Here is a 20,359-nt window from a genome sequence, read left to right as displayed (position 1 = left end):
GGGTTTTCATCTTTGGCTCATAATGACAAAAGTCAAATTACATTTTCTGTACAACATTTGATTGAAAGAAATACAAAACAAAGAAAAAAAACGCAGCGAATCAATCGAATAGTGCCTTTATTACTAAAAATAATTGCTAGCGTTTCTATTGTGACGACACTTGGAATTGTTTTTACGCTCTCTAATGAAACAATCATGTTTTTTCAAAAAATATCATTATACTCCTTTTTGACGGAGAAAGAATGGTTACCATTTTTTGAAGACCCTAAATTCGGTATATTACCACTCATATGTGGAACGTTCCTTGTAACAGCAATCGCTATGTTTGTAGCAATTCCTATCGGTTTAGCGTGTGCCGTATTTTTAAGCGAATATGCTTCAAATAGTGCACGGAAAATATTAAAGCCGATGTTAGAGCTATTAGCAGGTATCCCGACAATTGTATATGGTTTTTTTGCATTAACAATTGTTACGCCGCTTTTACAAAGGCTTATACCAGATTTACAGTTTTTTAATGCGATTAGTCCAGGAATCGTTATCGGATTTATGATGATGCCTACAGTTGCATCTCTATCTGAAGACGCGATGAGAGCTGTGGCGAAAGGGACGAAAGAAGCTTCATTAGCACTCGGAGCGACGCGGTTTGAAATGGTAAAACAAGTGGTGTTTCCGTCCGCTTTTACAGGGATTATGGCAGCAATTATATTAGCGGCTTCTCGTGCAATTGGTGAAACGATGATTGTTGTAATTGCAGCAGGATCCACACCGAATGTATCGCTTGATCCGACACATTCTATTCAAACGTTAACAGCCTATATTGTGCAAGTAAGTTTAGGTGATGCTCCGCATGGAACGATTACGTATTACAGCATGTATGCTGTAGGTGCAACGTTATTTTTGTTTACCTTTATTATGAACATCATTTCGCAGTCTATTATGCGCCGTTTTAGGAGGATGACATAATATGCGAATGTTGAATCATAAAAAAATACAAAAAAACATGGCATCACGCTTTTTAAAAGATCGAATTTACAAATTGTTATTTTATATAGCAATTTTATTTTCAATGGTAATTTTGTTTTTGTTACTGTTTCAAATTGTTGAAAAAGGTATAAGTTATCTTTCAATAAATTTCTTTACAAATTTCGCTTCACGTAATCCGAAAGAAGCTGGTATTGCTGCAGCTTTGTCAGGGACAATATTATTTATGAGTATTGTTATACCTGTTTCTTTTATATTTGGAGTTGGAACAGCACTTTATTTAGAGCAATATGCGAAGGAATCTCTATTTAAAAAAATAATAGAGATTAATAATCAAACGTTAGCAGGAGTACCATCCGTTGTATTTGGATTGCTTGGTTTAACTATTTTTGTATATGCTCTTCATTTAGGAGAGAGTATAGTTGCAGCAGCACTGACGATGAGTCTACTCGTTTTACCAACAGTTGTTGTGGCGAGTCAAGAAGCAATTCGATCAGTACCAAGTGTATTATTAGAGGGTTCTTACGGATTAGGTGCTACGAAGTGGCAAACGATGTATCAAATTGTATTGCCATATGCTTTCCCAGGGATTATAACGGGCTGTACGTTAGCGATATCAAGAGCAATTGGAGAAGCTGCACCACTATTAGTTATTGGGGCACTTGCGTTTGCAAATTATGTTCCATTTAGTATGTTTGATAGATTTACAGTTCTACCAATTCAAATTTTTAATTGGATGAGTAGGCCACAAGAAGAATTTCAGTATGTAGCAGCAGCTGGGATGATTGTTTTGTTAGGTTTGTTGCTATTTATTAATATATTTGTTTTATGGTTACGAAATCGAAAATAAGTTGGAAGTGGATGAAAGGGGAATTCAAATGGTAGCAACAGTAGTAAATGTACAGGTGAAAAACGAAGAGAAAATCGAGACTGCGCCAAAGAAGGTAGTATTTGATACGAAAAACTTAAATTTATGGTATGGGGAAGACCATGCTTTAAAAGATATTAATTTAAGTATTCATGAGAATGAAGTTACAGCCATTATCGGTCCAAGTGGCTGTGGTAAATCAACTTACTTAAAAACATTAAATCGCATGGTAGAATTAGTACCGATTGTTCGAACTACAGGTGTAATTGAATATAGAGAACGCAATATATTTGATAAATCATATCCAGTTGAAGAATTAAGAACGCATGTAGGAATGGTGTTCCAAAAGCCAAATCCATTTCCAAAATCTATTTATGAGAATGTAGCATACGGTCCAAAAATCCATGGTATTCGTGACAAAAAGACATTAGATGAAATTGTTGAAAAAAGTTTACGTGGAGCAGCGATTTGGGATGAGTTAAAAGATCGTTTGCACGATAATGCATACGGTTTATCTGGTGGACAGCAACAGCGTCTATGCATCGCACGCTGCTTAGCTATTGAGCCAGACGTTATTTTAATGGATGAGCCAACATCGGCATTAGACCCAATTTCAACATTAAAAGTAGAAGAATTAATTCAAGAGCTAAAGAAAGATTTTAGTATTGTTATCGTAACGCATAATATGCAACAAGCAGCGCGTATTTCAGACAAAACAGCTTTCTTCTTAAGCGGGGAAGTTGTGGAGTATACAGATACAAACAAATTATTTACGACTCCTTCAGATAAGCGTACAGAAGATTATATTACAGGTCGCTTTGGTTGATATCGTTTCAAAGCTAAGAGCAAATGCCCTCTTAACAGAGGGCATTTCTTATTTTATCTTACTGTTAATAGAGAACTAATACTTCTCCTTATCTTAAGGTTTATTACAAGCGCAAGAGGCTATGTAGGAGATTTACCCCGCTATTTGCGGGCAGTAAGACCCCCACCTTAAAATTTAGCGAAAGCAAAGAAGTTAGGGAGGGGATCTTGCTGCCTATCAAATCCCGATTGATGAGGGTTGATTAAAGTTTCACTTTTATATAATGGCACATAATATTGAGGGGGAAGAAAAATGGTAAGAGAACAGTTTCAAGGTGATTTAAAAGCGTTACAGCAAAAGGTGATCGAGCTTGGAGAATTAGCAAATGCGGCTTTATTGATGGCTATGGAAGGTCTGCATACAAGGGATGTAGAGAAAGCGTTAGAGGTCATTGATGGTGATTACCGCATGGATAATTTAGAAGAGGAAATAAACGATCTTGCGCTTATGCTCATTACGAAGCAGCAACCTGTAGCAAGTGACTTAAGAAGGATTTTTATTTCAATTAAAACAGCGACAGATTTAGAGCGTATTGCAGATCATGCTGTTAATATTGCAAAGGCTACAATTCGTCTTGGGGAAAAAGAAGTGGCTGTTAGTTTGCACAACCTGGATGAAATGTTTGCGGTTGCAAATGAGATGTTGCATTTAGCGTTAGAAGCATATGAACAAGAAAATTTAACTTTTGCGAAACAAATTGCTGAAATGGATGATTCCGTTGATGAAATATATGGAAAAGCAATTCGTGAGTTTATATCGTCGGTTCCGGAACAACCAGAAGCAATTACGCAAATTACACAATTATCATTTGTCGCGAGATATATTGAGCGTGTAGCAGATCATATTACAAATATTGCTGAAAATGTCTTTTATTTAGTAAAAGGAAAGCATTATTTATTGAATGAGTAGGAATAAAAGCAGGTGATGAGAAATCACCTGCTTTTTTTAGTCAAAACATGACAAAAAAAGCTCGTTGTTTCCTTTAGTTTATGATGATAAGATGTATCATAATGTAATGGAAAAATTAGTATATATGTTTGTCGTTAATAAGTATTATTTACCAATTTATAGTAAGCGCTTTCTTGTTGTTTGAAACATACGTTTTTATAGGTGAGAAATTTAATTATATGGTCTTCTAAATGAGGATTTGTTTAACTAATCAAGTTTATGCTGCTAGTTCATGTGGGATAGGGAATATACATATGGTATATGGAGTTACTGAACATTATATAAGTGGAGGCTGAAGTATATGAAGGGGGTTATTTTAGCTGGAGGAAAAGGAAGACGCCTTAGACCATTAACATGCAATACTCCAAAGCCGATGTTACCATTATTAGAAAAACCAGTTTTAGAATATAATATTGAGTTATTACGTCAGCATGGTATTCGTGAAATTGCAATTACTGTTCAATATATGAGTACGACTATTAAGCAATATTTTGGTGACGGTAGTAAATGGGGAGTTAACTTGTATTATTTTGAAGACTCTCCTCCGCTTGGCACAGCAGGGAGTATTAAACAAGCAGAACAATTTTTAGATGAAACATTTGTTGTGATAAGCGGGGATGCATTAACTGACTTTCAATTATCAGAAGGAATTAGGTTTCATGAACAAAAGAAAAGAATGGTAACAATGTTTGTGAAAGAAGTAGAAAATCCACTCTCATTTGGATTGGTTGTAATGAATAAAAACCAGGAGGTTACACGATATATAGAAAAGCCGGGCTGGAATGAGGTAGTATCTAATGTTGTGAATACAGGCATATATATTATGGAGCCAGAAATCTTTTCTTACATACCGCCTAGGCAATTTTTTGATTTTAGTCATGATGTGTTTCCATTATTGGCAAACAAAAATTTGTTATTCGCATATTTGTCAGAAGGTTATTGGTTAGATATCGGCACATTTAATCAATATCGACAAGCACAATTTGATTTGTTAACGAAAAAGTTACAAGTACCTATTCCTTATACAGAAGTATTACCTATGGTATGGATGGGGGAAGGGGTGACGATTGGTAAAGGGACGAAAATTCATGGCCCCTCTTTTATTGGAGAAGGAGCAAAGATTGGTACAGGAGCTGTAATTGAGCCATATTCTATTATTGGGAAAAATAGTATCGTTTCAAGTTATTCTCATCTTCAAAAAAGTATTGTTTTTGCGAATGCCCACATTGGGAAGTATTGTGAACTATTAGAAACGACAATAGGAGAGCGTACAATAGTTGAAGATGATGTTACACTGTTTCAAAAAAGTGTTGTAGCGGATCACTGTCATATCGGGAGAAGTACGGTAATTAAGCAAAAAGGAAAACTATGGCCTTATAAGGCGATTGATAGTCATTCGATAGTAGGAGCGGCTGGTATTCAAGAGAGTGAAATGAGTGCAGGGTGGTTACAAAAAAGCCGCATTGTAGGAAGAGGGAATGTTGAAATTACTCCCCAGTTTATCGTGAAGATTGCGATGGCGTATGGTTCTCTTTTTGAAAAAGGAGAAAGTATATTAATTGGAAGTCAAGAAAATATAGAAACAACCTCTTATAAAAATTTATTTTTACATGCTATTCATGGTATAGGGATTCATACGATGGAATGTAAAGAAATGAACGAGTCACTTTTTCAATATAGTGTTCATCATTTGCAATGTGCAGGTGGTGTTTTCATTCAAGTGGAGAATGAGAATGAGATTGTTATAAAGTTATACGGTCAAGCTGGCATGCCGTTAACGTATAAGCAGCAAAAAGAGATAGAACAAATATATATGTCCGAATTGTTTTATTACGTGCAGGAGAAAGAAATGGGGCGTAATAAGCTCGTTCATGTTTCTATGAATGAGTATATAGAAGTTATATTGGAGCATATTGATATCGAGAAAATACAGATGCAGAAGTTTCATCTTCTTATTAATAAGAGAAATGATACGTTGCAACATTTACTTATGCTCTTTCTGCAAAGACTTGGTTGTACAGTTACATGGATTTATGCAAGCGAACAAAAAGATCATGTGAAAGCTTTGATGAAATCAAGTAAAGCGAATATGGCTCTTATGTTTTCGGAGAAAGGAAATCATTTCGAGTTATACGATAAACATAGTAATATTTACCAAGGTACAGATTTGGAAGAGGTAGATATTCCAGATTTCTTGCTCGAATCGACAGGAAATATTTACCCAATGTCTTTGAAGTTAGGAGAATGTTATCTTCTATTTTATACGCAGGATGAAAGAAAGTCGTTTCAAGTGAGGTGGAAGCGAGATATTTTATATCGGATTGGAAAATTATTCGAGCTAATAGCATTGCAAGGAAAAACGTTTCTCAGCATAGTAGAGCAATCACCTCCGCTCTATTTACTTTATGATGAAGTGGTATGTTCATGGAATGAAAAAGGGGAAATTATGAGGAAATTATTGGATGATATAGAAAGGAAGGGAGAAGGTATATTTGAAGGAGTGCAGTTCAAATATACTGAAAAAGAGTGGTCTTATATCGTTTCTGACATAAAACAACCAAAATTTTTGGTGTATTCACATGCTAGAAACCCAGTAATAGCAAGGGAAAATATGAAAAATCTTATAGAAAAAATTAGACAATATCAAAAGGTGTAGAATTTTTATTTTAAAAGTGGTATTATAGTATAGTCTGATTTAAGTTATTAGTACTGGAGGGAAATAAGAATGCGTGTGAATATTACTCTAGCATGTACAGAATGCGGAGATCGTAACTATATCTCAAAGAAAAATAAACGTAACAACGCTGAGCGTATCGAGCTTAAAAAGTATTGCAAGCGTGACAAGAAGTCTACGTTACACCGTGAAACAAAGTAAGCAGTAGGAATATTTTCCTACTGTTTCTTTTTGTATTCGATTCCTATGTTAAAAGTGATACACTATCAGCATAGAGTAAAGTGTCACTGTAAGGGGGAGAATGTGTGAAAGCAGAGAAAGTACGTTTGCGTAAACAAATAATAGAACACATGAATTCTTTATCAGAAGAACAGTATACAACTTTATCAGAACAGATTGCATTTTCGTTGTATGCGCAAAAAGAGTGGGTTGAAGCTAAAACAATTGGAATTACTCTTTCAATGGAAAATGAAGTGAATACATATCCTATTATCGAAAAAGCTTGGGAAGAAGGAAAGAAAGTTGTAGTTCCTAAGTGTAATAAAGGAACAAGAACGATGTCCTTCCGGCAAATTAATAATTTTGATCAATTAGAAACGGTGTATATGAATTTACGTGAACCGATTCCCGAGCTTACGGAAGAAGTGAATATGGATGAAATTGATCTTCAAATTGTCCCAGGCGTAGCTTATACAGAACGAGGAGAGCGAATTGGGTACGGCGGTGGCTATTATGATCGTTATCTCGTGCATTATAAAGGGAAAACGCTGTCATTAGCGTATGATTTTCAAATGGTAAAACACATTCCGGTAGAGCCATTTGATAAAAACATAGAAAAAATTATTACAGAAAAAGGAACACTGCTTACAAATAAGCTTGTATAGACAAATAAAAATTGACGAGACTTTTTCTTCTTGATTATAATAAAATATGTGAACGTTTTCTTATTATAATTTTTTATAGTAAGTGAGCATAGAGGGTGATGAAATGGTATCTATTTATGATATTCAGCAATTGCTAAAGAAATTTGGTACGATTATTTATACGGGAGATCGAATTGCAGATTTACAATTAATGCAAGATGAATTGCGTGAATTAAATCAATCACAGCTAATCGATCCACAAGACTATCAAACAGCTTTATTTTTATTGAAGCAAGAAATTCAAAAAGAGCTAAATAAGAATTAGATAAAGGTAGGTAAGCAACATGGAAGAGAAATGGTTAGTTGGTGTTGACCTTGGTGGTACAACGATTAAATTAGCATTTATTAATGTGTACGGTGAAATTTTACATAAGTGGGAAATCCCTACGAATACAGGTGAGCAAGGAAAACATATTACACTTGATGTTGCGAAAGCAATTGATAAAAAGCTAGAAGAATTAGGCGAATTGAAGAGCAAGTTAATTGGTATTGGTATGGGAGCTCCTGGTCCTGTACATGTGGCGTCTGGAATGATTTATGAAGCGGTTAATTTAGGATGGAAAAACTATCCGCTAAAAGATTTATTAGAAGTAGAAACAGGATTACCTGTTGTTATTGATAATGATGCAAACTTAGCAGCGCTTGGTGAAATGTGGAAAGGTGCTGGTGAAGGTGCAAAAGATTTAATCTGTATGACACTTGGTACGGGCGTTGGTGGTGGTGTAATCGCCAATGGTGAGATTGTACACGGCGTGAGTGGTGCTGCTGGTGAGATTGGACATATTACAGTCGTTACAGAAAATGCTTTCCCATGTAATTGCGGGAAGTCTGGTTGCTTAGAAACAGTAGCATCTGCGACAGGTATTGTACGTGTTGCTATGCAAAAAATACAAGAGACTAATAAAGAGAGCATGTTGCGTTCTATGTTAGCTGAAGAAGGACGTATTACATCAAAAGATGTCTTTGAAGCACTTGGACAAGGTGATGAATTAGCAGGTGAAGTAGTAGAAAAAGTAGCCTCTTATTTAGGATTAGCTGTAGCGAACCTTTCTAGTACATTGAACCCAGAGAAAATTGTTATTGGTGGAGGCGTGTCTAAAGCTGGAGATGCGCTATTAGAACCAATTCAACGCTATTTCGAGCAATACGCTTTCTCACGTGCTGTAAAGAGCACGAAGTTAGCTATTGCAACACTTGGTAATGATGCAGGTGTTATCGGAGGAGCTTGGCTTGTAAAAAAGCACAAATACGAAGCGAAGATGATATAAGTTGTGAAATATGAAAAGAGGAAGGGGGAACCCTTCCTCTTTTTGTGTGAAATCTCGATGAAGAATAAAGTGTAAACGAATTAAGCTGCTGGTGGATACCCGTTATATAGAACAGTCATGATCGTAAACCATCCGAAAACGAGTACAGTTGCAATTGCAAAGCCGCTCGCGAAAAAGTTTTTTTCACGAAGTGTTCTAAGCGTAGCAAATACAGCTAACAGAGTGACAAGTGTAAAAATAATAACAAGGCCCATACAATATCCTCCTCTGTCTACTCATTTCTTATTATGAGTTTTTGGAATATTTACTCTTTTATATTGTACATGTTTTAAAAATGATTGTCGAGATAGCATCCTTTCTTTTCCTCAGAGAAAGAAATGTTGTATCATTAAAAGTAAGTTTAATAACTGGAGGAGATTTTCATATGAAATGGATACAAATGCCGTTAGGACCATTACAAACGAATGCTTATATTTTAATGAACGATCAAAAAGAGTGCATTATCTTTGACCCTGGTCATGAAGGTGAAAAGCTCGTTACATATGTACAAGAAGAACAATTAAAACCATTAGCTGTTTTATTAACACATGCTCACTTTGATCATATCGGTGCTGTTGATGCGGTAAGAGACACTTTTCATATTCCTGTGTATGTACATAAAGAAGAAGCAGATTGGTTAGGAGATGCAACTGTAAACGGCTCTCAAATTTTTATGATGAACCGCAGTATTACAGCAAAACCAGCGGATCATATTATTGATGCAGAAGGTACATTAACAATTGGATCATTTAATTTTGAAATTTTTGAGACACCAGGACATTCTCCAGGAAGTATTTCTTATTATAGTAAAGAGGCGAATGCTGTATTCTCAGGAGATGTATTGTTCCAAATGAGCATTGGAAGAACAGATTTACCTGGTGGAAGTTTCGCTGAATTAATTGGAAGTATTGAAGAGAAATTATTTGTATTACCAGATGAAACAGCGGTTTTATGTGGACATGGTCCAGAAACAAGCATTGGCTTTGAAAAAGAAAATAATCCGTTTTTACAATAAGGAGTCATTATGGGAATGGAGCTCATTTTAAGAGAATGGATGGGGAAAGAAAAGGATTATTCAATTTCATATAGTACGTATATGAACCTTGTATTGTATACAGAAGGTCATGGATATTATATGAAAGAACGTGAAAAGATTGGAAGACAAGGGGATTTTTTTACAAGTAGCAACGTATCCTCTGTGTTTGCAAAAACTTTTGCTAAACTTTTTATTCGTCTTGTTGAAAATGGTGAAGTTGCTCCGAATATTTGTGAAATTGGCGGAGGAACAGGGAAGTTTGCCTATGATGTTTTACAAGAATGGAAGCAATTATCTCCAAAAACCTTTATTGATTTAAACTATTCAATGATTGAAGTGAGCCCTTTTCATAGAAAATTACAGCAGGAGCACCTTGGCTCATTTTCTAATGTATCGTACTATACCTCCTATAGTGAAATGGGAGATTCTTTCGAGGGAATTCTTTTTTCGAATGAGTTGTTTGATGCACTTCCTGTTGAAATAATTGAGAAAAGAAATGGTATGTTGTATGAAGTACGTATTACATATACAGAGGAAGGAAACCTTTCAGAAGTATGTAGGCCGTTAGATAAAAGAATTGGTCGCTATTTATTGAAATATAATATTCATATTGCTGAAGGGCAACGTTTTGAAGTACCAATTGTGATGGAGGAGTATATAAAAGAAATTGCGAAATGGTTTCAAAAAGGTATATGTATTACAGTTGATTATGGATACACAAAAGAAGAATGGATGCATCCAGCACACCGTGAAGGAAGTTTGCGAGGGTATTATCAGCATAAGCTAATACGTAACCCACTAGCGCATCCAGGTGAAATGGATCTTACTACTCATATTCATTGGGACGAGCTAAAGGAGATGTTTAGTATGCAAGGAATGAGTGCAGTATGGCATAAGAAACAATCTGAGTTCTTGTTAGCTGCAGGGATATTAGAACAGCTTACGAGCCATCAAGATACGAATCCTTTTTCTGAAATGCAAAAACAAAATCGAGCAGTTCGTTCTATGATTTTGAATGGAGGAGTAGGGAGTGCATTTGATGTTGTTATACATACAAAAGATATGCAACATTTACATTTGGATCGGTATGTAACAATATAAAAAACAAGACACAGTATATACTGTGTCTTGTTTTTTAATACGACTTATGTAGTATTATATATTTCCTCTCATGATATATATTTATATTAAAGATATGAGATGAAAAATATAGAATACGTTCTTTTTCTTCGATTATTAGTCCCTAACCTAATAATACGCGAACGAGTTGAATGATTGTTTCATTCTCTACTTTGTAATAAATTTCCAATCCTTTTCTTTCACTAGAAACGATTTTAGCGCTTTTTAATTTTGCTAAATGCTGTGAAATTGTAGATTGTGGCATGTTTAAGCCAGTATACATTGTAGAAACGTTGCTTGGACCGCGCTCGATTAATCCTTTTACGATACATAAACGAACAGGATGAGCTAGCACTTTTAATAATTCTGCATTACTTTCATATAGTTCTAATTCTTTTTGAAAGGTTTCTAACATGTTCTTTTCCACCTCCGTGTGAGCTATTATACCATACTATACATACCAAAAATTTAAAGAAAAGAAAATAGTTGTTGCAGAAAAAAAGTCCTAAAGTAAAGAAATTGTAAGAAAAGAGACCCTGATGTAAATAAAATAGGTAAATTAGCATGTTTTTGTAAAATGACATTTTTGGGTGAAAATTTCGATGCGTTTTAAAAATTGAAAGATATAGATATATTTGTAACACAATTTTATCATGATTTTCTTATTCTTTCAAATGAATATACGAAATTTTTAAAATAATATGACAAAGGAATTATAATGATATATATAGAATATAAAACAGGTTAAAAGAAAAGAAGCTGAATGTAATTCGCTTCTTTATGGTGATAATGAAATATTTGCTTACAGCTGATAAATCTTAGGATGATCAAGTCATTAGTCATTTATTCTAAAATTCATCTTTTAGCAACGTTAAAAACCTGTGATTCCATATGTTCTCATAAAAATCAATTGTCTCTTTTGCGGACATAAAAGGATTATTCAACGTAGAGGTTGTTTTCTGTACCATAAAGTTTTCGTATCCTAGTCCGTGGGCAAACTTAATCGTAGCATCCATACAGTACTCTGTTTGGGCGCCACAAAATTCAATGCAATTTACAGATAATTGATCTAAAATTTCTTTTAAGTTTGTTTTATAAAATGAATTTGCATGTGTTTTTCTTACAAAAAAATCTTGTTCTTGAACATCTAGATCGGTATGAATAGCCCAAAGTTCTTTCTCGGGTACTAAATCATCATCACAATGTTGAACAAAAAGGATTGGTTTATTTAATTTTCTGTATGAATAAATTCTTTTATTTACTTTTGTTAGTAAGTTCTGTAAATCAAATAAATGCTCCTCGCTATAACATACGCCATTTTGTAAATCGATAACGATTAAAATATCTGAACAAATATCCATTATTTTCACCCCTTTTTATTTCTTAATATATCAATTAATCCATTATTTAGAAATAGATGATATACTTTTATTTTTTTATGGACTATAAGAAAAGAAGAAATTCAAATGAATATAACTAAAACGCAGAAAAAGAAGATATGAAAACCTAATCTCATATCTTCTTTTTCTCTATGCATTTACAGGTTCTTCTACATAAGAAAGGGCATTTTCAAAATCGGATATTAAATCGTTAACATTTTCAAGACCGACTGATAACCGAAGTAATGAATTAGAGATTCCTCTTTCATCACGAGCTTCTTGCGACAGTGCTGCATGTGACATTTTTGCTGGATAAGAAAGAATTGACTCTACAGCTCCTAAACTAACTGCAAAAACAGGTAATTTTACTTTTGATAAAAATTGGCGGAGTGCATCTTCTGACTGCAAAGTAAACGATAAGACCGCTCCAGCTGATGTTGCTTGAGATTGTTGAATATCAAATCCGAGATGTGTTTGTAATCCCGGATAATAGACATTTTGTACTTTAGCGTGCTCTTGTAAATAATGTGCGATTTTATTGGCATTTTTAGCTGAATGCTCGAGGCGTACGTGCAATGTTTTTAGACCGCGAAGTACGAGAGAACAATCTTGAGGTCCTAAAATAGCACCGAATGCATTTTGTAAAAATCCAAGCTTTTGAGCGAGTTCTGCATCTTTTACTACTGCTAATCCGGCAGTAACATCACTATGACCAGCAATAAATTTTGTAGCACTATGAAGAACGACATCAGCTCCAAGTTCAAGTGGTTTTTGGAATAGTGGTGTCAAAAATGTATTATCAACAAAAGTAAGAGCGCCAATAGATTTTGCGAGTTTAGAAACCTCGCGAATATCTGTCACTTTTAAAAGTGGGTTAGAAGGTGTTTCTACATAAAAGAGCTTTGTATTTGGTTTCATGTTTTGTTTTATTTCTTCTAAATTGGTCATATCAACAAATGTATGTGAAACACCGTAACGGGAGAGTACCTCAGTTATCACTCGGTAAGTGCCTCCGTACACATCTTCTGAAATGAGTACGTGATCACCTTGTGAAAGAAGGAGGAATGCAGTGGAAATCGCTGCAATGCCTGATGCAAAGGCGAATCCTTTTGTTCCGCCTTCTAATAAAGCAATGATATCTTCAAGAGCTTCACGAGTTGGATTTCCTGACCTGCTATAGTCATATTTTCCGAACGTATCTACATCAAACTGGTGAAAAGTTGATGTGTTATAAATAGGAACGTTCACAGCGCCTGTTTGCGAGTCATGTTTATATTGGTTGTGTAGTAAGAGTGTATCTATAGAATAGCTCATATTCTTACACCTTCTTTTACGAGTTTAATGGCTTGCTTTAAGTCTTGAATTAAATCGTTACTATTTTCAATGCCAACTGAGAATCGAAGAAGACGATTGCATACGCCGTTTGCTGTTCTAATTTCTTCAGGAATATCAGCATGTGTTTGCGTTGCTGGATAAGTCATTAAACTTTCTACACCACCAAGACTTTCGGCAAATGTAATTAAGGATAAAGATTGTAAGAATGGATTAATCCAAGCTTCATCTTTAAGGCGGAATGAAATCATGCCGCCTCTTCCTGGATAAAATACATCTGTCACCCCGTCTTCATCATTTAAATACGCAACAACTGCTTTCGCATTTTCTTCATGTTGTCTCATGCGAAGCGCTAACGTTTTCATACCGCGAATTAATAACCATGAGTCAAATGGGCTTAAAACTGCACCTGATGCATTATGATAATGAGCGATTTCCTCGCAAAGTTCCTTTCCTTTTGCAACGACAAGCCCGCTTAGTACATCGTTATGTCCCCCTAAATATTTCGTTGCGCTATGAAGTACAATGTCAGCACCTTCTGTTAATGGTTGCTGTATATAAGGTGTGTAGAATGTGTTGTCTACAATAAGAAGTAGTCCGTGCCTTTTCGCTACAGTTGCGACAGCAGCAATATCAGTAACTTGCATTAATGGATTAGTTGGAGTTTCTATGAAAATAGCCTTCGTTTCAGTTGTGATAGCTTGCTCAATTTGTTTAATAGACTGTGTATTTACGTATCTACATCGAACATTCCACTTTTTTTCATGCTCAGAAAATAATCGATACGTTCCCCCGTATAAATCTTCAGATACAATAAGTTCGTCTCCAGAGCGGAATAGAGAAAGGACGAGGAGAACAGCCGCCATCCCTGAACTACAGGCATAACCTTGTTCGCCATATTCTAAGTCTGCGATCGCCTGTTCTAAAAGACCGCGAGTTGGATTGCCAGTTCGTGAATAGTCAAAGCCAGTAGATTTACCAATTCCTTCGTGGCGATAAGCGGTTGAGAAATAAACTGGTGGATTAACCGTTCCAGTTGTAGTTTCACTACGATTTCCGATTTGTGCTAGTTTTGTTTCGATTGTTGACATGTGAAAATTCCTCCTTTTTAAATTGAAACATTAAGTGAATATAAAATAAAAAAAGCCTTCTAAGAAGAAGGCTTTCGGTTTGAATAGAGTCTTCTTCTCATCTGTCAAATCTTTCACAATTTGCTGGAATTAGCACCTTATTAACAAAATGTTAATGGTTGCTGAGGCGTCACAGGGCCAGTCCCTCTACCTCTCTAGATAAGAATGTTCGTATGAAATTTTTATTATGTTTTTAACTTTACAATAAAAGATAATTGAATTGCAACTTTATTTTAAATAATTTTTATTTTTCCGCAAGTGTCATTGACTTTTAATTTTGTGCATGCTAAATTTATTAAAAAATTAACAAACATTGTTAAAAGGGGAACGCATTTCCTTTTAGCTACATAAATAAAATAATAAAGACAACTCTTATTGAGAGCGGTGGAGGGAAAGGCCCTGTGAAACCCGGCAACCTTCAAACGAAATGTTTGAAACGGTGCTAATACCTGCAAAACGAATGTTTTGCATAATAAGAGGAGGAACAATTATGTCCCCCTCTTCAAAGTGAAGAGGGGGTTTTTATATTGATAGAAATGAGGGAGATTCGTGAAATTACTAGATTTATTATCAAAAGGAATTGTAATAGGTGATGGTGCGGTTGGAACGTTATTGCATTCACATGGTTTGCAAAGTAGCTTTGAAGAATTGAACGTATCTGATCCAGATCTAATTATATCCATTCATAAACAATATGTAGCTGCTGGAGCAGATGTAATTCAAACGAATACGTATGGAGCAAATGAGGCGAAATTACGTATGTATGGTTTAGAAAATCAAGTTACAAAAATTAATAGAGCGGCAGTGAAATTGGCGAAAGCATCTGTGACAGATAAAAATGCAATTTTAGGAACAATTGGTGGTATGAAACATATCGGAGCTGTTACAACGACTGATATGGAAAGGGAGTTTATGTTACTTGAACAGGCGGGGGCTTTACTAGAAGAACAGGTTGATGGATTACTATTAGAAACTTTTTATGATGAATTTGAATTACTTCATGCTGTTAAAGTGTTGCGTAAGCAAACGAATATTCCGATTGTTGCGCAATTAGCGTTACATGAAGCAGGTACGACTCAAAATGGAAATGATGTCAATGAAATATTAAAGCAGTTTATAGATTACGGTGCAAATGTTGTTGGATTGAATTGTCAACTGGGGCCGCTTCATATGACGGAAGCTTTCAAAATGATATCGATTCCGCAAAATGGCTATTTATCAGCATACCCAAATGCAGGTCTCCCGAATTATGTAGAGGGACGTTACGTATATGAGGGAAGTCCAGCTTATTTTGAAGCAATGACACCGAAATTTATTGAGCAAGGTATTCGGTTATTGGGTGGCTGTTGTGGTACGACTCCAGAACATATTCAAAGTATGAAGCGCGCTGTTGCGAATATTACCCCTGTAATAGAAAAAGAAACGATTCAAAGGCCAAAAGTCGTTCATACGCATGAGAAACGTTCGAAGGCTCACGTCACTCTAGCAGAGAAAGCAAAAAAACAAACGACAGTTGTAGTGGAATTAGATCCACCGAAAACGTTAGATACACAGCGTTTTTTTGAAGGAGCAAGAGCGTTAAAAAGAGCGGGAGCAGATGCTATTACTCTAGCAGATAATTCATTAGCATCGCCTCGTGTCTCTAATATGGCGATGGGTGCGTTATTAACGAAGCATGATATCCCAGTATTGACGCATTTAACGTGTAGAGATCATAACGTCATTGGACTACAATCTCATTTGTTAGGTTTATCGGCGTTAGGGATGGAAGAAGTGTTAGCTTTAACTGGTGATCCAGCGCGCGTTGGTGATTTTCCCGGTGCCACTTCTGTATATGATTTATCCTCTATTGAGCTTATTAAAATGATTAAAGAAATGAACGATGGACGTTCAATTTTAGGGAAATCAATTGGACCGGCGACAAGGTTTTCTGTAGGCGGCGCATTTAATCCTCACGTGAGGCACTTAAAAGCAGCGGTTAAGCGAATGGAACGAAAAATAGATGCTGGAGCGGAGTATTTTTTAACTCAGCCAATTTACGATATCAAGTTAATTGAAGAAGTGTATGAAGCGACAAAGCATTTGGAACAACCTATTTTTATTGGAATTATGCCGTTAGTAAGTAAGCGGAATGCAGATTTTCTTCATTTTGAGGTGCCGGGTATTACTCTTCCTGAAGAAATAAGAGAGAGAATGGATGGACATGAAACGAAAGAGGCAGCAATTGAGGAAGGGATTCGCATTTCACAAGAATTGGTCGACGCAGCGATGAAATATTTTAATGGTATTTATCTTATTACACCATTTTTAAAGTATGAAATTACAGAACATCTTGTTAAATATGTAAGAGAAAAGCAAGAAGTGAAAGAAGGTATTAATTGATGAAGTGTATAGAAGAAAAATTGAAAAATAGCATTTTAATATTAGATGGTGCAATGGGGACAATGATTCAGCAAGAGGATTTAACTGCTGAAGATTTCGGAGGAGAAGAGTACGAGGGCTGTAATGAATATTTAGTGGAAACAAGACCAGACGTTATTTTAAAGATTCATAAAGCTTATATTGAAGCTGGAGCGGATATTATTGAAACAAATACATTTGGGGCAACGAATATTGTACTAAGTGATTATGAGCTGTCTCATTTAGATGAAGAACTAAATGAAAAGGCAGCACTTTTGGCGAAGCAAGCTGTTAAAGAAAGCGGGAATGAAGTATATGTTGCGGGAGCGATGGGACCAACAACGAAAGCAATTAGTGTTACTGGTGGTGTGACTTTTGAAGAATTGATTGAGGCTTATACAAGGCAGGCACGAGGATTATTAAAAGGAGAAGTTGATGTATTACTCGTTGAGACGAGTCAAGATATGCGTAACGTGAAAGCAGCTTATATTGGAATTCAAGCTGCTTTTGAAGAACTGAAAAAAACGGTTCCTATTATGATTTCAGGTACGATTGAGCCAATGGGAACGACTCTGGCTGGGCAAACAATTGAAGCTTTTTATTTATCAGTAGAACATATGAAACCATTATCTGTTGGGTTAAACTGTGCGACTGGTCCGGAGTTTATGAGGGACCATATTCGTTCACTATCTGATTTATCGGAGTGTTACATTTCTTGTTATCCAAATGCAGGTCTTCCTGATGAAGATGGACATTACCATGAATCTCCATCTTCTCTTGCTGAAAAGGTGAAGCGATTTGCTGAAGAAGGGTGGGTTAATATTATTGGTGGTTGTTGTGGCACGACACCAGAACATATAAAAGCAATGAAATCCGCGCTAGCATCTCTTAAGCCTCGTGACCATCATGAGAGAGAAGGACATGGAATTAGTGGATTAGAAGCACTGCAATATGATGAGTCTATGAGACCGTTATTTGTAGGTGAAAGAACGAATGTTATTGGGTCACGTAAATTTAAACGATTAGTAGCAGAAGGGAAATTTGAAGAGGCTGCTGAAGTGGCAAGAGCGCAAGTGAAGAAAAATGCTCATATTATTGATATTTGTATGGCAGATCCTGATCGCGATGAAATAGAAGATATGGAAAACTTCTTAGCAGAAGTTACGAAAGTTTTAAAAGTACCGATTATGATTGATTCAACAGATGAAAATGTGATGGAGCGAGCTCTTACTTATATTCAAGGAAAAGCTGTTATTAATTCAATTAATTTAGAAGATGGAGAAGAACGATTTAAAAAAGTGACACCGCTTCTTCAGAAGTATGGTGCTGCTATAGTTGTAGGAACAATTGATGAAGACGGTATGGCGGTTAGTGCGGAGCGAAAGATAGAAATTGCGAAAAGAAGCTATGAATTACTTACAAAGAAGTATGGGATACGCCCGTCAGATATTATTTTTGATGCACTTGTGTTTCCGGTAGGGACAGGTGATGAAGAATATATTGGTTCAGCAGCAGCGACTATAGAAGGAATTCGCCTTATTAAAGAAGCGTTACCAGAGTGTTTAACGATTTTAGGGGTAAGTAACATATCATTTGGTTTACCACCGGCTGGACGTGAGGTATTAAATTCAGTCTTTTTATATCATGCTACGAAAGCAGGGTTAGATTACGCGATTGTGAATACGGAAAAATTAGAACGCTATGCGTCGATTCCAGAGGAAGAAAAACGCCTTGCAGATGCACTACTGTTTGAAACGACGAAAGAGACGTTAGAAGAATTTACAAACTTTTACCGAGTTGCTAAAAAGAAAGATATCGTTGTGCAAGAAACGTTAACGCTTGATGAAAGACTAGCAAATTATATTGTAGAAGGTACGAAACAAGGATTACACGAGGATTTAAGTCTTGCGCTTGAAGAAGGAAGAAAACCTCTTGATATTATTAACGGTCCGCTTATGACAGGGATGGATGAGGTAGGACGACTATTTAATAATAATGAACTTATTGTTGCTGAAGTATTGCAAAGTGCTGAAAGTATGAAAGCTGCTGTAAGCTATTTAGAGCCACATATGGAATCTAGTGATAGTGCGAAAAAAGGGAAAGTATTATTAGCAACTGTAAAAGGTGACGTGCATGATATTGGGAAAAATCTCGTTGAAATTATTTTAGCAAATAACGGATATGAGATTATTAATTTAGGAATTAATGTACGTTCGGATCGAATTGTTCAAGAAGTACAAGAAAAGAAGCCGGATATTATAGGCCTTTCCGGTTTATTAGTAAAATCAGCGCAACAAATGGTAACGACTGCTGAAGATTTAAAAGCAGCAAATATTGATGTTCCCATTGTTGTAGGTGGTGCGGCGTTAACGAGAAAGTTTACAGATAATCGGATTTCACCATCATATAAAGGGCTCGTTTGTTATGCGAGTGATGCGATGACGGGGCTCGATATTATTAATAAGCTTCAAAAAGAAGAAGAGCGTGAGAAGATGAAACAGGATAAAAAAGAACGTCATCTTCATATCGTAAAAAAAGAGGAGAAGAAAGTAGAAATTCCAGCAGTAATTGAGCCATTACCGAAGGCTGAAGTTATCGTGCCTGATTCAACAAAACGAATTGTATTACGAGATGTTCCTGTTTCACATCTCGCACCATTTCTGAATAGACAAATGCTACTTGGGCATCACCTTGGATTAAAAGGAAATGTGAAGAAGCTTTTGAAAGAGGGAGATAAGAGAGCACATGAATTAAATGATTTAATAGATGAATTATTGCAGGAAGGACAATCTTGGTTAAAGCCGAAAGCAGTGTATCAATTTTTCCCAGCGCAAAGCGACGGACAAAACATTGTAATATATAATCCAGAAGATCATACGCGTGTTATAGAGCGTTTCACATTTCCTAGACAAGGAAAGGCTCCCTATCGTACTTTAGGTGATTATTTGCGCCCAATAGGAGATGAGATGGACTATGTTGCTTTCTTATCTGTTACGGTCGGGGAAGGAGTTCGGGACATTGCAGAAGAGTGGAAGGCGAAAGGTGATTACTTACGTAGTCATGCCATTCAATCGTTAGCGCTTGAATTAGCGGAAGGACTTGCTGAAAAAACACATATGCTCATTCGTGACCGCTGGGGCATTCCGGACTCACCTGAACTGACGATGGAAGAACGTTTCCGTACGAAATATAGAGGAATACGAGTGTCATTTGGTTATCCGGCGTGTCCAGAACTTGCAGATCAAGAAAAGCTATTTCGCTTAATTCATCCAGAGGAAATAGGTATTTCATTAACAGAAGGATTCATGATGGAGCCAGAAGCGTCCGTAACGGCTATGGTATTTTCTCACCCTGAGGCAAGATATTTTAGTGTATTATAGTCTAGAAGGGGGAGACG

At 36.0% G+C, this 20,359-nt stretch carries 18 protein-coding genes and 2 riboswitches; of the genes, 13 read left to right on the top strand and 5 right to left on the bottom strand.

The window, feature by feature from the left end; translation table 11 throughout:
* The first annotated feature begins 12 nt into the window (after positions 1 to 12).
* From pstC to glcK, 9 genes are all read left to right on the top strand, one after another.
* Positions 13 to 963, top strand: a complete 951-nt coding sequence (pstC, locus tag BHV55_RS21420; RefSeq protein ID WP_048567745.1) for a phosphate ABC transporter permease subunit PstC — start codon at positions 13 to 15, stop codon at positions 961 to 963.
* A 1-nt stretch (position 964) separates the two neighbouring features.
* Positions 965 to 1,831, top strand: coding sequence for a phosphate ABC transporter permease PstA (gene pstA, locus BHV55_RS21415; protein ID WP_001242564.1), 867 nt, complete (start codon positions 965 to 967; stop codon positions 1,829 to 1,831).
* Positions 1,832 to 1,859: 28 nt separating this feature from the next.
* Positions 1,860 to 2,675, top strand: coding sequence for a phosphate ABC transporter ATP-binding protein (gene pstB / locus BHV55_RS21410; protein WP_000226681.1), 816 nt, complete (start codon positions 1,860 to 1,862; stop codon positions 2,673 to 2,675).
* A gap of 291 nt (positions 2,676 to 2,966) precedes the next feature.
* Complete coding sequence (gene phoU / locus BHV55_RS21405) at positions 2,967 to 3,623, top strand: phosphate signaling complex protein PhoU (protein ID WP_000251243.1); 657 nt, start codon at positions 2,967 to 2,969, stop codon at positions 3,621 to 3,623.
* Positions 3,624 to 3,963: 340 nt separating this feature from the next.
* The gene (locus BHV55_RS21400) at positions 3,964 to 6,318 is read left to right on the top strand and encodes a sugar phosphate nucleotidyltransferase (RefSeq protein WP_070756952.1); all 2,355 of its coding nucleotides are present in this window, start codon (positions 3,964 to 3,966) and stop codon (positions 6,316 to 6,318) included.
* Positions 6,319 to 6,387: 69 nt separating this feature from the next.
* Entirely contained in the window at positions 6,388 to 6,537 is a 150-nt protein-coding gene (gene rpmG, locus BHV55_RS21395; RefSeq protein ID WP_001265616.1) for a 50S ribosomal protein L33, read from the top strand.
* Between the two features lie 104 nt (positions 6,538 to 6,641).
* Complete coding sequence (locus BHV55_RS21390; protein WP_048567746.1) at positions 6,642 to 7,220, top strand: 5-formyltetrahydrofolate cyclo-ligase; 579 nt, start codon at positions 6,642 to 6,644, stop codon at positions 7,218 to 7,220.
* 103 nt (positions 7,221 to 7,323) lie between these two features.
* Positions 7,324 to 7,524 (top strand): YqgQ family protein, encoded by a 201-nt coding sequence (locus BHV55_RS21385; RefSeq protein ID WP_000253699.1) that lies wholly within the window; start codon positions 7,324 to 7,326, stop codon positions 7,522 to 7,524.
* Between the two features lie 19 nt (positions 7,525 to 7,543).
* Positions 7,544 to 8,527: a glucokinase gene (glcK, locus tag BHV55_RS21380; protein ID WP_000391701.1), complete on the top strand. Its 984-nt coding sequence runs from the start codon at positions 7,544 to 7,546 to the stop codon at positions 8,525 to 8,527.
* Between the two features lie 80 nt (positions 8,528 to 8,607).
* Here the strand turns inward: glcK and BHV55_RS21375 are convergent, their stop codons facing one another.
* On the bottom strand, positions 8,608 to 8,781 hold the full coding sequence (locus tag BHV55_RS21375; protein ID WP_000524852.1) for a DUF2759 domain-containing protein: 174 nt from the start codon (positions 8,779 to 8,781) through the stop codon (positions 8,608 to 8,610).
* Between the two features lie 170 nt (positions 8,782 to 8,951).
* Here BHV55_RS21375 and BHV55_RS21370 point away from each other — a divergent pair, with 170 nt between their 5' ends.
* On the top strand, positions 8,952 to 9,581 hold the full coding sequence (locus BHV55_RS21370) for an MBL fold metallo-hydrolase (protein ID WP_000871238.1): 630 nt from the start codon (positions 8,952 to 8,954) through the stop codon (positions 9,579 to 9,581).
* Between the two features lie 9 nt (positions 9,582 to 9,590).
* Positions 9,591 to 10,703, top strand: a complete 1,113-nt coding sequence (locus BHV55_RS21365) for a class I SAM-dependent methyltransferase (RefSeq protein WP_070756951.1) — start codon at positions 9,591 to 9,593, stop codon at positions 10,701 to 10,703.
* A gap of 142 nt (positions 10,704 to 10,845) precedes the next feature.
* Here the strand turns inward: BHV55_RS21365 and BHV55_RS21360 are convergent, their stop codons facing one another.
* The 4 genes from BHV55_RS21360 to metI form a co-directional block, all read right to left on the bottom strand.
* Complete coding sequence (locus tag BHV55_RS21360; protein WP_000894377.1) at positions 10,846 to 11,136, bottom strand: ArsR/SmtB family transcription factor; 291 nt, start codon at positions 11,134 to 11,136, stop codon at positions 10,846 to 10,848.
* A gap of 433 nt (positions 11,137 to 11,569) precedes the next feature.
* Entirely contained in the window at positions 11,570 to 12,082 is a 513-nt protein-coding gene (locus tag BHV55_RS21355; RefSeq protein WP_000350341.1) for a cysteine hydrolase family protein, read from the bottom strand.
* Positions 12,083 to 12,250: 168 nt separating this feature from the next.
* On the bottom strand, positions 12,251 to 13,414 hold the full coding sequence (gene metC / locus BHV55_RS21350; RefSeq protein WP_000122301.1) for a cystathionine beta-lyase: 1,164 nt from the start codon (positions 13,412 to 13,414) through the stop codon (positions 12,251 to 12,253).
* The gene (metI, locus tag BHV55_RS21345) at positions 13,411 to 14,523 is read right to left on the bottom strand and encodes a cystathionine gamma-synthase/O-acetylhomoserine thiolyase (protein ID WP_000103889.1); all 1,113 of its coding nucleotides are present in this window, start codon (positions 14,521 to 14,523) and stop codon (positions 13,411 to 13,413) included. Before metI ends, metC begins: the two co-directional genes overlap by 4 nt.
* Positions 14,524 to 14,617: 94 nt before the next feature.
* Positions 14,618 to 14,728, bottom strand: a riboswitch (SAM riboswitch).
* Positions 14,729 to 14,931: 203 nt separating this feature from the next.
* Positions 14,932 to 15,041, top strand: a riboswitch (SAM riboswitch).
* 70 nt (positions 15,042 to 15,111) lie between these two features.
* Between metI and BHV55_RS21340 the strand changes: the two genes are divergently transcribed.
* Together BHV55_RS21340 and metH are read left to right on the top strand one after the other, a co-directional pair.
* On the top strand, positions 15,112 to 16,944 hold the full coding sequence (locus BHV55_RS21340) for a bifunctional homocysteine S-methyltransferase/methylenetetrahydrofolate reductase (RefSeq protein ID WP_000770360.1): 1,833 nt from the start codon (positions 15,112 to 15,114) through the stop codon (positions 16,942 to 16,944).
* Positions 16,944 to 20,342, top strand: coding sequence for a methionine synthase (gene metH, locus BHV55_RS21335; RefSeq protein ID WP_016111664.1), 3,399 nt, complete (start codon positions 16,944 to 16,946; stop codon positions 20,340 to 20,342). The genes BHV55_RS21340 and metH overlap by 1 nt, the downstream gene beginning before the upstream one ends.
* The last annotated feature ends 17 nt before the right edge of the window (positions 20,343 to 20,359 follow it).

The organism is Bacillus sp. RZ2MS9 (assembly GCF_001816185.2).
In the GTDB taxonomy this organism is placed as follows: domain Bacteria; phylum Bacillota; class Bacilli; order Bacillales; family Bacillaceae_G; genus Bacillus_A; species Bacillus_A cereus.
Note: the sequence above shows the minus strand (reverse complement) of the source record. Positions and strands in the feature narration are given on the sequence as shown.

What these genes read in the sequence shown, in the direction of transcription:
- BHV55_RS21370 (WP_000871238.1), top strand. Translation starts at nt 8,952, where the DNA reads ATGAAATGGATACAAATGCCGTTAGGACCATTACAAACGAATGCTTAT.
- phoU (WP_000251243.1), top strand. Translation starts at nt 2,967, where the DNA reads ATGGTAAGAGAACAGTTTCAAGGTGATTTAAAAGCGTTACAGCAAAAG.
- BHV55_RS21355 (WP_000350341.1), bottom strand. Translation starts at nt 12,082, where the DNA reads ATGGATATTTGTTCAGATATTTTAATCGTTATCGATTTACAAAATGGC.
- pstB (WP_000226681.1), top strand. Translation starts at nt 1,860, where the DNA reads ATGGTAGCAACAGTAGTAAATGTACAGGTGAAAAACGAAGAGAAAATC.
- BHV55_RS21385 (WP_000253699.1), top strand. Translation starts at nt 7,324, where the DNA reads ATGGTATCTATTTATGATATTCAGCAATTGCTAAAGAAATTTGGTACG.
- metC (WP_000122301.1), bottom strand. Translation starts at nt 13,414, where the DNA reads ATGAGCTATTCTATAGATACACTCTTACTACACAACCAATATAAACAT.
- rpmG (WP_001265616.1), top strand. Translation starts at nt 6,388, where the DNA reads ATGCGTGTGAATATTACTCTAGCATGTACAGAATGCGGAGATCGTAAC.
- BHV55_RS21375 (WP_000524852.1), bottom strand. Translation starts at nt 8,781, where the DNA reads ATGGGCCTTGTTATTATTTTTACACTTGTCACTCTGTTAGCTGTATTT.
- pstA (WP_001242564.1), top strand. Translation starts at nt 965, where the DNA reads ATGCGAATGTTGAATCATAAAAAAATACAAAAAAACATGGCATCACGC.
- glcK (WP_000391701.1), top strand. Translation starts at nt 7,544, where the DNA reads ATGGAAGAGAAATGGTTAGTTGGTGTTGACCTTGGTGGTACAACGATT.
- BHV55_RS21365 (WP_070756951.1), top strand. Translation starts at nt 9,591, where the DNA reads ATGGGAATGGAGCTCATTTTAAGAGAATGGATGGGGAAAGAAAAGGAT.
- metH (WP_016111664.1), top strand. Translation starts at nt 16,944, where the DNA reads ATGAAGTGTATAGAAGAAAAATTGAAAAATAGCATTTTAATATTAGAT.
- BHV55_RS21400 (WP_070756952.1), top strand. Translation starts at nt 3,964, where the DNA reads ATGAAGGGGGTTATTTTAGCTGGAGGAAAAGGAAGACGCCTTAGACCA.
- metI (WP_000103889.1), bottom strand. Translation starts at nt 14,523, where the DNA reads ATGTCAACAATCGAAACAAAACTAGCACAAATCGGAAATCGTAGTGAA.
- BHV55_RS21360 (WP_000894377.1), bottom strand. Translation starts at nt 11,136, where the DNA reads ATGTTAGAAACCTTTCAAAAAGAATTAGAACTATATGAAAGTAATGCA.